The organism is Bordetella flabilis (assembly GCF_001676725.1).
In the GTDB taxonomy this organism is placed as follows: Bacteria; Pseudomonadota; Gammaproteobacteria; order Burkholderiales; family Burkholderiaceae_B; genus Bordetella_C; species Bordetella_C flabilis.
This window is the reverse complement of the sequence record NZ_CP016172.1, coordinates 4,114,492-4,127,259: the sequence shown is the minus strand read 5'-3', so window position 1 is coordinate 4,127,259 and position 12,768 is coordinate 4,114,492. Positions and strand designations below refer to the sequence as shown.

Sequence of the window (12,768 nt, the reverse complement as noted above, 5' to 3'; positions counted from 1 at the left end):
AAAAGGGGCTTGCGAATCGCTGGAATCGCAAGCCCCGGAACGGTGGCCGGGAGACGCGCTCCCGGCTCGGCTGGTGTCCTTTCCTGCGGCCGTTCGTGCCCCTAGTTCCGGTTGCCGCCGCTGAACACGCTGAGCAGCATCAGCAGGTTCGAGAACACGTTGTAGACGTCCAGGTAGATGGCCAGGGTGGCGGAAACGTAGTTCGTTTCACCGCCGTTGACCACGCGCTGCAGGTCCACCAGCATGAAGGCCGAAAAAATGACGATGGCCAGCACGGAGATGGTCAGCATCAGGGCGGGCAACTGCAGGAAGATGTTGGCCAGCGCGGCGACCAGGATGACGATGGCGCCGGTGAACAGCCACTTCTGCATGTTGGACAGGTCGCGCTTTATCGTCGTGGCCATTGTCGCCATCGCGCCGAAAACCACCGCCGTGCCGCCAAAGGCAATCATGATGAGCTGCGAGCCATTGCCCAGCCCCATGACGAAGCCCAGCAGGCGCGACAGCATCAGCCCCATGAAGAAGGTGAAGGCCAGCAGCAGTACCACGCCCAGGCTGGATTCCTTGTTCCGCTCGATGGCGAACATCAGGCCGAAAGCACCCAGCAGGAAGACGATGGCCGACATGCCCGGGCTGGCGCCCATGACGCGGTTGATGCCGGTGTACAGGCCGACAGCCGCGCCCAGGACCGTGGGGATGAGCGACAGGGCGAGCAGCCAGTAGGTATTGCGCAGGACGCGATTCCGGACCACTTCGCCCGGCGCGCCGGCGTAAGCGCCCGCGCGGTTGAAGGGGGAAGGACGATAATCGTTCATGTTTCGAGCTCCTGAAAGGGGCCATAAGGGAAGGCCACGGTGCTTGGACGCAAAGTGAGCCTGACAGTTCCCTGAATATTAAACCGGATCAATAAAGATTGAAGCCCGCTCCGGACTGCCGGGATAGGCGGAGCGGACGCCGCCCGCAATTCCCGCTCCTATTATGAGGCCCAGGGCGCCGGATAAGCCATGCACACTGTGAATAAAAGGGGCGGACTCAGCCCGGGCGCAGTCGTGTCACCACGCGTTCGACCAGCGCGGGAAGCTCGGCCTCCAGCGTCTGCCGCACGTGCGCCATGGCCTGATCCAGCGCCTGCTGCACGGTATGTTCCAGTTCGGCCTGCAGGGCGGCGCGCAGAACGGGATCGGGCGGCAGCCCCGCGTTGGCCGTCGCCGGCGTCCCGGCGGCAGGCGCCACGACATCGGTCAGGACCGGCGGTTCATTCAGGTTGTCCGCCCGGTGGGTAAGCGTCGGAATGCCCGGATCGGATTCTCGATATTCCATATTGGCTCCTTGGGCCGCGTGGGCGGCGCGTCAGTCTGCGGGCTTGGCGCCAATCGCGTGGCTGTGGGGCGTTTCTCCCTGCGCCTGGTAATCGCGCCAGCGCTGGCGGGCCGGCTGGCGGTCGTCGCCGTCGGCGGAGACGATCTCCAGTATGCGCGCGAAGGCCTGGTAATTGGGCGGACAGGCATCGTCGAGGTTCAGCAGCCAGGCGGGCGGGCGCCCGGCCGTGGCCGATGGCGCCCGGTCCGCCAGTGGCGCGGGATCCGCGGCGGTCAGGACGACCGGCGTTTCCGGCGCCAGCGGGTCCGTGGCCAGGACATGCGGCACGAAGGAGATGTCGTCGAAGGCCCAGAGCATGCGGTCGAAGGCGTTGAGCCGCACGGGATCGGTGCAATACACCACCAGTGGCTGCCCGGCCAGGTATTGCTTGCGCGCTACCTGGCAGGCCGTGCGCAACCGGTCCGGGGCGCCGAAGGCGAAGTCGATACGGGCCATGCCGCCAGGGTCTCCGATGTTGCGCGGGCTCAGAGCTGATTCAGCAGGAACTGCATCAGCATCGGCACCGGCCGCCCGGTCGAACCCTTCTCCTTGCCGCCGCGCCATGCCGTGCCGGCGATATCCAGGTGCGCCCACCGGTAGGCCTTGGCAAAGCGCGACAGGAAGCAGGCCGCCGTCACGGCGCCGGCCGGCGGTCCGCCGATATTGGCCATATCGGCGAAGTTGGACTTCAATTGTTCCTGATAGGCGTCGTCCAGCGGCATGCGCCAGGCGGTGTCCAGCGACTCGCGTCCCGCTTTCAGCAAGGCGTCGGCCAGGGCATCGTCCTTGGAGAACAAGCCGCTGTTGACATTGCCCAGCGCGACCACGCAGGCGCCGGTCAGGGTGGCGATATCCACGACCGCCGAAGGCTTGAAGCGTTCGGCGTAGGTCAGCGCGTCGCACAGGATCAGGCGGCCCTCGGCGTCGGTGTTGAGGATTTCGATGGTCTGGCCCGACATGCTGGTCACCACGTCGCCGGGCTTGTTGGCCGTTCCGCTAGGCATGTTTTCGCAGCTGGGGATCAGGCCGACGACGTCCATGGGCAATTCCAGTTCGGCCAGGGCGCGGAAGGTGCCCAGCACACTGGCGGCGCCGCACATATCGAACTTCATCTCGTCCATGGTCGCGGCGGGCTTGATGGAGATGCCGCCCGAATCGAAGGTGATGCCCTTGCCGACCAGCACGACGGGACCGTCGGCTTCCTTGGCGGGTTTTTTCGCCGGCTTCGCGCTGTGGCGCAGGACGATGAAGCGGGGGGCTTCCTGCGAGCCTCGCGCCACCGACAGGAAGGAGCCCATGCCGAGCGCCTCGATCTGCTTGCGGTCCATGACCTGGACCTTCACGCTCTTGTACGCGCGTTCCAGCTTCTTCGCGGTTTCGCCGAGGTAGGTGGGGGTGCAGAGGTTGCCGGGCATGTTCCCCAGCGTGCGCGCCAATTCCATGCCGTTGGCGATGGCGTTGCCTTCGCGCAGCCCGGCCTGTGCCTGGGTGGCATCCGACCGTTCGATGCAATGGACGATTTTCTTCAGCTTGGGACGGGCATCGCGGTCCGGTTTGCCCAGGCTGGCGTCGTAATGGTAGGTGGCGTGGCCGGCCGCCACTGCAGCCAGGCGGGTACGCGCGCGTATCGTGCTTCCTTCGATGGGGATCGACGCCAGCGTCGAGGCGCCCTCCGTCAACTGGGCCGAGACGCAATAAGCCGCAAAGGCCTGCTCCGCGTTCGAATGCACGCGGGCGCTGTATTCTTCCTGCTTGCCCAGTCCGACCAGGACGACACGCTGGGCCGCCACGCCGGGCAAGGACCGCAGTACCAGCGTGGTGCCGGGGCGCGCACGGAATTCCGTCTTGACGACCGTGCGCAACGCGCCGTTGCTGGCCCGGTCGATCAGATCGGCCGCGGGCGTCAGCACGCCTTCGGCAAATACACCCACCGCCAGCGCGGCGGTCTTCACCTGATGCAGGGATGCGGTGCTGTGTGTGCTAAATTCCATTGACATTGAAGGCGTTCCCGTGTGCGTCGATAAGTGCTTCGATAGTCGTTTCGACCGCCGCGTCGACAGGCGCGTCGATAGGTGCGATCGACGAATGCGGTCGATTATCCCGCATATTTTCCCATGTCTCTATTCAAACGATCGGTCGTCAGCGAGATCACGAGTCACGCCGGCGTAGTGTTCTCCACGCTGCTGGTGGTGTGGCTCAGTGTGCTGCTGGTGCGGCTGCTGGGCGAGGCGGCCGGCGGTTCGATCGGCCCCGACGTCGTACTGGGCCTGGCCGCGTTTTCGACGATCACTGCCTTGCCGACCATTCTTTCGGTCGCCCTGTTCATTGCGGTGTTGACCACGGTCACGCGCAACTACCGCGAATCCGAGATGGTAGTGTGGTTCGCCAGCGGCCTGTCGCTGGCCGATTGGCTGCGGCCCGTGATGCGCGTGGCCATCCCGGTGGCCGCTCTGGTGGCGGTGCTTACTTTGGTGGCGTCGCCCTGGGCGTACCGGCAGATCGGCGAATACCGGGAGCGGTTCGAACAGCGATCCGACCTGTCCAAGGTGACGGCCGGACAATTCGGCGAATCGCAGGATGGCGCGCGGGTGTTCTTCGCGGAAGAACCGGTCAACCCGGGCGACGAACTGGGGCATGTCTTCGTGCGCGCCATCGATCCGGAATGGCTTAGCGTGTTGACCGCCGCCAGCGCGCGTACGGAAACGGAGCCCAACGGCGACCGCTTCCTGGTGCTGAGCGCCGGCCACCGTTATGACCTGAAGCCGGGAACGGCGGAATTCCGCATGGTCAACTTCGGACAATATGGCGTGCGGCTGGAAAGCAAGTCCACCACCGACCCCGCGGCCGACGCGCGCGCCGCCGCCGAGCGTTCCAGCAAGGCGCGCGGCACGGTGCAACTGATGGAAGACAACACGACGAATGCGTGGTCGCAGGTGATGTGGCGCATATCCTTGCCGCTCGCTGCCCTGAACCTGGCGATCATGGCCATCCCGCTGGGCGCCGTGAATCCTAGGCTGGGCCGTTCCGGCGACCTGCTGATCGCCGGCCTCGTGGCCTTGCTGTACATGAACCTGATCAACCTGTTCCGCGCCTGGATCGGCGATGGCCGCATTCCGTTCGGCGTGGGGTGGTGGTTGATCCACGCCGTCGTCCTGGCCTGCGCGGTCTTGCTGTTATTGCGCAGGTTGCGGGTCAAGGCGCCCAAGTCGGGCGGTGGCAAACCGCCGGCGGCGGTGTCGGCGTAAGCGGCAGGTTCCCTGGGTGACCTCCGTGGCCCGGCCAACGCCGCCGGGCCACGTACGCCCATCCGACCTTGACGGTTCCGATGGGAAGCGACATGGATCCGGGTGCAGTGGCGTGCCGCAGTGTCCATCCAGCTCGCACATGCCGCCCCGTTGCCCCGGCCATCTTCCACGTCTACACTGGCCGACGATGCGCGGGGCCGGACATCCACGTACGGTATCCGTGCCGATTCCCATAAGGAGGAGACATGAACGAGATCGCGCGTATCCCGCTGCTGATCGGTGGCGAACGAGTCCAGTCCACGACGACGCAATGGCGCGACGTCGTCAACCCGGCGACGCAGGACGTCGTGGCGCAAGTGCCCTATGCCACCCGCGAGGAACTCGACCGCGCCGTGGCCAACAGCCGCGAAGCCTTCAAGACGTGGCGCAACAGCGGGCAGGGCGCCCGCATGCGCGTAATGCTGAAATTGCAGCAACTGATGCGCGAGAACACCGGCAAGCTGGCCGAGATGATCACGCGCGAACATGGCAAGACCTTGCCGGACGCAGAAGGCGAGGTCGGCCGCGGCCTCGAGGTTGTCGAACATGCCTGCTCGATCGCCAGCCTGCAACTGGGCGAGTACGCCGAGAACGCGGCGTCCGGCATCGATGTCTATACGCTTATCCAGCCGCTGGGCGTGTGCGCCGGCATCACGGCGTTCAACTTCCCCGTCATGCTGCCGTGCTTCATGTTCCCGATCGCGGTGGCCTGCGGCAATACCTTCGTCCTGAAGCCTTCGGAACAGGATCCATCCTCCGCCTTGTTCCTCGCCGAACTCGCGCTGCAGGCCGGCTTGCCGCCCGGCGTACTGAATGTGGTCCATGGGGGCGCGGAAACCGCCAACGCCCTGTGCGAGCATCCCGATATCAAGGCCGTGTCCTTCATCGGCTCCACGCGTGTGGGCACGGAGATCTATCGTCGCGCCTCCGACGCCGGCAAGCGCTGCCAGGCCATGATGGGGGCGAAAAACCATTGCGTCATCCTGCCGGACGCCGACCCCGAAGTGGCGCTGAACCAGCTGCTGGGCGCGGCCTTCGGCGCGGCCGGGCAGCGCTGCATGGCGACCTCGGTGGCCGTGTTTGTCGGGGCGTCGCGCGATTGGCTGCCCGACTTCGTGGCCCGCGCCCGGAAGCTGAAAATCAACGCCGGCACCGACCGGCAGGCAGACCTCGGGCCGCTGGTTTCACCGGCGGCCAAGAGCCGGGTGGAAGGCCTTATCCAGCAAGGCGTGGACGAGGGCGCCGAGCTTCTGCTGGATGGCCGCGGGCTGCAGGTTCCAGGATTCGAACGCGGCAATTTCGTCGGCCCGACGGTGTTCGCGGGGGTGCGCGGCAACATGAAGGTCTACACCGAGGAGGTGTTCGGTCCGGTGCTCTGCGTGGTCGGCGTCGATACGCTGGAGGAAGCGGTGGACTTCATCAATGCCAACCCCAACGGCAACGGGGTGGCGCTGTTCACGCAGGATGGCGGCGCGGCCCGCTATTTCCAGAACAATATCGATGTGGGCCAGGTCGGGATCAACATTCCCATTCCGGTTCCCGTCGCCTGGTTCAGCTTCACCGGGTCGCGCGGTTCCAAGCTTGGCGACCTGGGGCCGAACGGCAAGCAGGCCGTGCAGTTCTGGACCCAGACCAAAACCGTCACGGCGCGCTGGGCGGCGCATGGACGGGGCGTCAATACCACCATCACCATGCGATAAGCGCGATAGTCCCCGCGCATGTACGGTAGGGCAGAAGCATAGATGATTAAGTAATTTAGATATCCTTCTTTATTACTTATAATTAGGTCCCCACCCTAGGACCTCTCCATGAATCTGCAACAGTTCCGTTTCGTGCGCGAAACCATACGCCGGGACTTCAACCTGACCGAGGCGGCGCGCATGCTGTACACCTCGCAGCCCGGCGTGTCCAAGGCCATCATCGAATTCGAGGATGAACTGGGCGTCAAGATTTTCGAACGCCACGGCAAGCGCATCAAGGGCCTGACGAAGCCGGGCCTGGCGGTATCGCAAGTGATAGACCGCATCATGCGGGAGGTGGACAACCTGAAGAAAGTCAGCGACGAGTTCGCCCGGCGGGACGAGGGTGGACTGGTCATTGCCTGCACCCACACCCAGGCGCGCTACCTGTTGCCGCGCGTCATCCCGGCGTTCCGCCGGCAGTTTCCCAAGGTCCATTTGTCGCTGGCCGAGGGCAGCCCGGCGCAACTGGCTGAAATGGTCCTGCATGAACAGGCCGACCTGGCGATCGCGACGGAGTCGCTGGCGCTGACGCCGGGGCTGGCCACGCTGCCCTGCTATACCTGGGAACACACGGTGGTGGTGCGTCCCGACCATCCGCTGGCCGAACTTACCTCCAGCGAAGCCAAGCGCCTGACCTTGGCGCAACTGGCCGCCTATCCCCTGGTCACCTACGACCGCGCCTTCACTGGCCGGACGGCCATCGACGAGGTCTTCGCCTCGCACAACGTGCATCCGGACATCGTGCTGGAGGCCATCGATGCGGACGTGATCAAGACCTATGTCGACGTGGGCCTGGGCATCGGCATCATCGCCGGCGTGGCCTACGATCCGCGTCGCGATACCGGCCTGGTAGGATTGCCCGTGGGACATCTATTCGGCACCCACACGACCCGGGTAGGGATCAAGGCCGGCGTTTTCCTGCGCGACTACGTCTACACCTTCATCGAAATGCTGACGCCGGCCCTCACGCGGCAGGTGGTGAACGACGCCGTGCAGGGCGTGAAGGCGTAGTGGGGCGCCGGGGCCGTCCCGGCGCTGCGTAAAAAAGCGGCGGGCGCGATGGCGCCGCGGCCGCCATGGGCAAGAGCAGGGAAGGGAAGCAACAGCAGGAAGCAAGAGCAGGAAGCGGCGTCCCCGCCGCTATGCCACGACCGTGGCTCATAGCAAAATTAAATGAGAATTCATCTCATTTACTTGCCCGAACAAACAAGAATCATTATCATCAAGCCACGATCAACGACGCAACGAGGTACGTCATGACGGCGGCACTGAGCGCAGTGGTAGTTGGCGCGGACCGGTTGGGCAACATCCCCGATCTGCTCAAAGGGCACAACATCGCGATCACGCACCACATCAGTGGGCGGGATCCTTCCCACCAGAAGCGGGGGCTGCAGTTGCCCACCGGCACCCAGCTGGTCATTCTGCTGACCGATTTCCTGGGGCATAACGTAATGAAGACCTTCCGCCAGTCGGCACAGCGATCCGGTATCCGGGTGGTGGCGTGCCGGCGGTCCGTCTGCAGCATGCAGCAGGCATTGGCGCAATGTGGCCTGTGCGGGGCGCGCTCGGCCTGAGCTGTCCCGAGCGCAGCGAGTCGGGGCAGGTTGCCCGTTCATACGTCAGCGGTGTACTCATTCCGGAAGTGGTCGATGAAAAAAATGGCGGCGCCGTATGGCGCCGCCATTTCCATTTCAGTGCCGGAGGCCAAGGCCGCCGGCCTCATGTGCGCGGGGTCAATTCTGCGCGCGTGCCGAGGCGATCAGCGTCGTGTCGAGGCGCCGCGCGCCGTTGTAGCGCTTGTTCCAGTACGCCATGTCCATGCGTTCGACACGCACCACGCCGCCCGCGCTGGGCGAATGCACGAAGCGGTCATCGCCCAGGTAGATGCCGACGTGCGAGTACCGCCGGCCCATCGTATTGAAGAACACCAGGTCGCCAACTTGCAGGTCGGCGCGCCTGACCGGGGTTCCCAGTTGGTAGATCTCGGCGGCGTTGCGCGGCAGTTTCAGTCCCAGCGATTGTTCGGCGACATAGCCGACCAGTCCACTGCAATCGAAACCGGTACTGGGCGAGCTGCCGCCGTAGCGGTAACGGATGCCCAGGTAGTTCAGGGCCTCCCCGGCCAGCAGGGTGTTGTCGGTGGCGGCGCCGCCGGGGTAGCTGGACGCGCGCGGCGAACGCCGTAGCTTCTGCGCCAGCAGCATGCCGATGGGATCGTCGCTCTGGCTGGCCCAGCCGGCTTCGTAGCCTTCCTGGTCGAAACCGCGGTAGGCCGCGGTATCGTGCGTGGTCGTATTGGCGCATCCTGCCAGGATGGCAGCGCCCACCATCAGCAAGCTCAGGCGCAGGAGGCGTCCGTGTCGGGTCAGGAATCGATATATGGGGAGCGCGCGGTAGTCGTATGGAGGCATTGTTCGCTTGAAGGCGTGGCTGGGCACGCCTGGAAGACGACGGACGACCGCCGTGTAAAAAACTATTTCGGGCGATTCTACCAAAGATGCGTATACCGGTGTGGGGAACTGCGTATACACCGTAACTCACCCAGCGAAGATTTCGGGACGCTGCGTAAGATGGATAGAATCGGCGTGAAAAACCGCAAAGAGCATGTAGCGTGAGACGGAGGCCCGCGCGCCGCACAGGCAACAGCGCTGCAACTTTCCGCCGCGCAGACTCGGACAACACGTAAAGTTCGTCAGAAACTGCAACAGATCCGAAGATAACAGGAGACAGCGATGCAAAAAACCCGGGTTTTCCATTACTCGTCCGTGGCGCATCGGGAGGAATTCTGGCGGCGCGAGGCCGGACGGATCCATTGGGACGAGCCGCCGGAGACCATTCTGGACTTCAGCAACCCGCCCTTTGCCCGCTGGTTCGTCGGCGGGCGCACAAATCTGTGTTTCAACGCGGTCGATCGCTGGCTCCCCCAACAGGCCGATAGACAGGCGCTGATCTGGGTGTCCACGGAGGTCGACCAGGAGCGCATCTATACGCAGATGCAGCTCTTCGAGGAGGTGAACGCGGTGGCCGCCATGCTGCGCGAGCAGGGCGTGGAGCCGGGCGACCGGGTGCTCATCTACATGCCCATGGTACCGGAGGCCATCTTCGCCATGCTGGCCTGCGCCCGCCTGGGGGCGGTCCATTCCGTGGTGTTCGGCGGGTTCGCTTCGCACAACCTGGCGCAGCGCATCGATGACGCGCGGCCGAAAGTCATCGTTTCCGCGGACGCGGGTTCGCGCGGCGGCAAGGTCATGCCCTACAAGCCCTTGCTGGACAAGGCGCTGTCGCTCAGCACGGCCCAGCCCGACGCCGTCATCCTGCTCGATCGCGGACTGGCGCCGATGGAGCGTGGGCCGGGGCAGCACGACTACGCGGCCCTGCGCGCCCGTCACGACGGCGCGCGCGTGCCCGTAGCGTGGATGGAGTCGACCGCGCCCAGCTACATCCTCTATACGTCCGGCACGACCGGCAAGCCCAAGGGCGTGCAGCGCGACACGGGCGGGTATGCCGTGGCGCTGGCCGCGTCGATGGAATACCTGTTCGACGGCAAGCCGGGCGAGACTTTTTTCTGCACCAGCGACATCGGCTGGGTGGTGGGGCACTCCTATATTGTGTATGCACCGCTGATCGGCGGGCAGGCAACGCTGGTCTACGAAGGCACGCCCGTGCGTCCGGACGGCGCCATCCTGTTCAAGCTCATCGAGCGCTTCAAGGTCAACACGCTGTTCTCGGCGCCCACCGCGGTGCGCGTGCTCAAGCGGCAGGACCCGGCGCTGCTGCGCAGGCACGACCTATCCACGCTGCGCGCCGTCTACCTGGCCGGCGAGCCGCTGGACGAACCCACCGGCCGCTGGATCGCGGATGCGTTGGGCAAGCCGGTCATCGACAACTATTGGCAGACCGAAAGCGGCTGGCCCATCCTGTCCGCGCAGCCCGGCGTGGAACGCGTGCCGGCACGCTACGGCAGCCCGTCCTTTCCCTGCTATGGCTTCGACGTCCGCGTGGTGAGCGAAAGCACTGGCGAGGATCTCGGGCCGGGGCAGAAGGGCGTCGTGGCCATCGTGCCGCCGCTGCCGCCGGGGGCGATGACGACGATCTGGGGCGACGACGAGCGTTTCGTGCGGACGTATTTCGAATCGATCCCCGGACGCCAGCTGTATTCCACCTTCGACTGGGGCATGGTGGACCCGGACGGCTATTGGTACATCCTGGGCCGCACGGACGATGTGATCAATGTGGCGGGCCACCGGCTCGGTACGCGCGAGATCGAGGAATCGATCAGCAGCCACCCCAAAGTGGCGGAATGCGCGGTGGTCGGCGTAGCCGATGCGCTCAAGGGGCAGGCCGCGCATGCGTTCGTGGTGCTGAAGGATATGGGCGACATCGATGCTGCCGCCCTGGAAGGGGATATGATGCGCCTGGTCGAAGAGCAGCTGGGCGCGGTCGCGCGGCCGGCACGTATCCGCTTCGTCGGCGCATTGCCCAAGACGCGGTCGGGCAAGGTGCTGCGGCGTGCGATCGTGTCGGTGTGCGAGGGACGGGACCCGGGCGACTTGCCGACCATCGAAGATCCGCAGGCCCTGCAACAGATCAAGGAGTCGCTGACATGAATAGCAAACCCGTACTGACCGCCGAGGACGTCAAGAAGATCCTCGCCGCCGCCGAAGCCCACGCCCGGCAGAACGACTGGCCGGTGACGATCGCGGTCGCCGACGACGGCGGGCACCTGCTAGGCATGCTGCGGCTGGACGGCGCGGCGCCGGTCAGCGCCCATATCGCACCCGCGAAAGCGCATACCGCGGCCGTGGGTCGGCGCGAATCCCGTGTGTACGAAGAGAGCATCAACAACGGCCGCTATGCCTTCCTGTCGGTGCCGCTGATGACCGGCATGCTGGAAGGCGGGGTGCCCATCGTGGCGCAGGGCCAGGTCGTGGGCGCGGTGGGCGTTTCGGGCGTCAAGGCGACAGAGGACGCGCAGATCGCCGCTGCCGGTATCGCGGCCCTGGGCCTATGACGCAGCCCGCGCCGCCGGTCGGGACGGACACCGGCATGGCGGCACCCGAGGGCAGCCTGAACCCCGGGGTGACACGGCGCGAGGTCTGGTCGTGGGCCATGTACGACTTCGCGAACTCCGGCTACACCACCGTTATCCTGACGACGGTCTTCAGCGCCTATTTCGTCGGCGTGGTGGGTGGTGGCGCGCACTGGGCCACGCTGGCTTGGACAGGGGCGCTGTCGGTCTCCTATCTGGCCATCATGCTGACCATGCCGGCGCTAGGCGCGCGGGCGGACGCACGCGCCGCCAAGCGCAAGCTGCTGTTCGCCAGCACCGCGGGCTGCATCGTGGCGACGCTCGCGTTGTCCCGTGCCGGCCCCGGCGATGTATGGCTGGCACTGGTCGGCATCGCCATATCGAACTACTTCTACTGCATGGGTGAATCCGCCGTCGCGTCCTTCCTGCCGGAACTGGCGCGGCCGCACGCGCTGGGCCGGGTGTCGGGCTGGGGCTGGAGTTTCGGCTACTGCGGCGGCATGCTCAGTCTGGGCCTGTCCCTGGCGATCGTATCGATGGCGCAGGCGCGCGGCGAGACCGCGCCGCAGTTCGTGCCCTGGGTGGTGGTCGCCACCTGCGTCGTCTTCGCGCTGTCCGCGCTGCCCGCTTTCCTGTGGCTGCGCGAGCGCGCCTCGCCGCGCGGGCACGCGCGGGCGACGCCCGACATGCTGGGACAACTGCTGCGCGCCTGGCGCGAGACCGGACGCCATCACGCCCAGTTCCGGCGCCTGCTGATGTGCGTGGCGTGCTACCAGGCCGGCATCGCGGTGGTCATCACGCTGGCGGCCGTATATGCCGAGCAGGCCATGGGCTTCAAGATGGCCCAGATCATGCTGCTGGTGTTCCTGGTCAATATCGCCGCCGCCGCGGGCGCCTTCCTGTTCGGATATTTGCAGGACCGCATCGGCCATAAGCGGGCGCTCGCCATCACCCTGTGCGGCTGGATCGCGATGGTGCTCATCGCCTATGCCGCGGTTACCGTGACGGTGTTCTGGGTCGCTGCGGCGCTGGCCGGGCTGTGCATGGGGACCAGCCAGAGCGCGGGGCGCGCCATGGTGGGCGCGCTGGCACCGGCGAGGCGGTCGGCCGAGTTCTACGCCCTATGGACGTTTTCCGTGCAACTGGCGGCCGTGGTGGGGCCGCTGACCTACGGGCTGGTGACCTGGCTCACCCATGGCAATCACCGGCTGGCCATCCTGGTCACCGGGCTTTTCTTCGTCGGCGGCCTGGCTCTACTGAAACGCGTGGACCTGGCCGGTGGCGTGGCCGAACGCGAGGCCGCGGACGGCCGGGGCGAGACGGCGCCGTGGCCCGATGGCGCTGTTTGACGCTA

At 65.8% G+C, this 12,768-nt stretch carries 12 protein-coding genes; 7 read left to right on the top strand and 5 right to left on the bottom strand.

Going from position 1 to position 12,768, the window contains the following annotated elements:
* Window positions 1-101: 101 nt before the first annotated feature.
* The 4 genes from BAU07_RS18170 to BAU07_RS18155 all read right to left on the bottom strand — a co-directional run bounded on the left by BAU07_RS18170 (window position 102) and on the right by BAU07_RS18155 (window position 3,350).
* Window positions 102-815 carry a Bax inhibitor-1/YccA family protein gene (locus BAU07_RS18170; RefSeq protein ID WP_066660454.1) on the bottom strand — a complete coding sequence of 238 codons (714 nt, stop codon included), beginning with the start codon at window positions 813-815 and terminating at the stop codon, window positions 102-104.
* A gap of 217 nt (window positions 816-1,032) precedes the next feature.
* Entirely contained in the window at window positions 1,033-1,320 is a 288-nt protein-coding gene (locus BAU07_RS18165; protein ID WP_066660451.1) for a hypothetical protein, read from the bottom strand.
* Window positions 1,321-1,350: 30 nt separating this feature from the next.
* The gene (locus BAU07_RS18160; protein WP_066660448.1) at window positions 1,351-1,815 is read right to left on the bottom strand and encodes a DNA polymerase III subunit chi; all 465 of its coding nucleotides are present in this window, start codon (window positions 1,813-1,815) and stop codon (window positions 1,351-1,353) included.
* 29 nt (window positions 1,816-1,844) lie between these two features.
* Complete coding sequence (locus tag BAU07_RS18155; RefSeq protein ID WP_066660439.1) at window positions 1,845-3,350, bottom strand: leucyl aminopeptidase; 1,506 nt, start codon at window positions 3,348-3,350, stop codon at window positions 1,845-1,847.
* Window positions 3,351-3,473: 123 nt separating this feature from the next.
* Between BAU07_RS18155 and lptF the strand changes: the two genes are divergently transcribed.
* The 4 genes from lptF (at window position 3,474) to BAU07_RS18135 (ending at window position 7,959) form a co-directional block, all read left to right on the top strand.
* Complete coding sequence (gene lptF / locus BAU07_RS18150) at window positions 3,474-4,604, top strand: LPS export ABC transporter permease LptF (RefSeq protein ID WP_084026088.1); 1,131 nt, start codon at window positions 3,474-3,476, stop codon at window positions 4,602-4,604.
* Between the two features lie 245 nt (window positions 4,605-4,849).
* Entirely contained in the window at window positions 4,850-6,343 is a 1,494-nt protein-coding gene (locus BAU07_RS18145; RefSeq protein WP_066660436.1) for a CoA-acylating methylmalonate-semialdehyde dehydrogenase, read from the top strand.
* 108 nt (window positions 6,344-6,451) lie between these two features.
* The gene (locus tag BAU07_RS18140) at window positions 6,452-7,396 is read left to right on the top strand and encodes a CysB family HTH-type transcriptional regulator (RefSeq protein ID WP_066660433.1); all 945 of its coding nucleotides are present in this window, start codon (window positions 6,452-6,454) and stop codon (window positions 7,394-7,396) included.
* 245 nt (window positions 7,397-7,641) lie between these two features.
* Window positions 7,642-7,959, top strand: a complete 318-nt coding sequence (locus BAU07_RS18135) for a DUF2325 domain-containing protein (RefSeq protein WP_066660430.1) — start codon at window positions 7,642-7,644, stop codon at window positions 7,957-7,959.
* Between the two features lie 159 nt (window positions 7,960-8,118).
* On the opposite strand, the gene BAU07_RS18130 is transcribed toward BAU07_RS18135, so the two are convergent.
* Entirely contained in the window at window positions 8,119-8,796 is a 678-nt protein-coding gene (locus BAU07_RS18130) for a C40 family peptidase (RefSeq protein ID WP_066660428.1), read from the bottom strand.
* Between the two features lie 321 nt (window positions 8,797-9,117).
* Between BAU07_RS18130 and BAU07_RS18125 the strand changes: the two genes are divergently transcribed.
* From BAU07_RS18125 to BAU07_RS18115, 3 genes are read left to right on the top strand one after another with little or no spacing between them, the layout of a single operon-like run.
* A complete protein-coding gene (locus BAU07_RS18125; RefSeq protein WP_066660426.1) occupies window positions 9,118-10,992 on the top strand; it encodes a propionate--CoA ligase in 1,875 nt (624 codons plus the stop codon).
* Window positions 10,989-11,396 carry a GlcG/HbpS family heme-binding protein gene (locus BAU07_RS18120; RefSeq protein ID WP_066660421.1) on the top strand — a complete coding sequence of 136 codons (408 nt, stop codon included), beginning with the start codon at window positions 10,989-10,991 and terminating at the stop codon, window positions 11,394-11,396. The genes BAU07_RS18125 and BAU07_RS18120 overlap by 4 nt, the downstream gene beginning before the upstream one ends.
* Window positions 11,393-12,763: an MFS transporter gene (locus BAU07_RS18115; protein ID WP_157122308.1), complete on the top strand. Its 1,371-nt coding sequence runs from the start codon at window positions 11,393-11,395 to the stop codon at window positions 12,761-12,763. The genes BAU07_RS18120 and BAU07_RS18115 overlap by 4 nt, the downstream gene beginning before the upstream one ends.
* The last annotated feature ends 5 nt before the right edge of the window (window positions 12,764-12,768 follow it).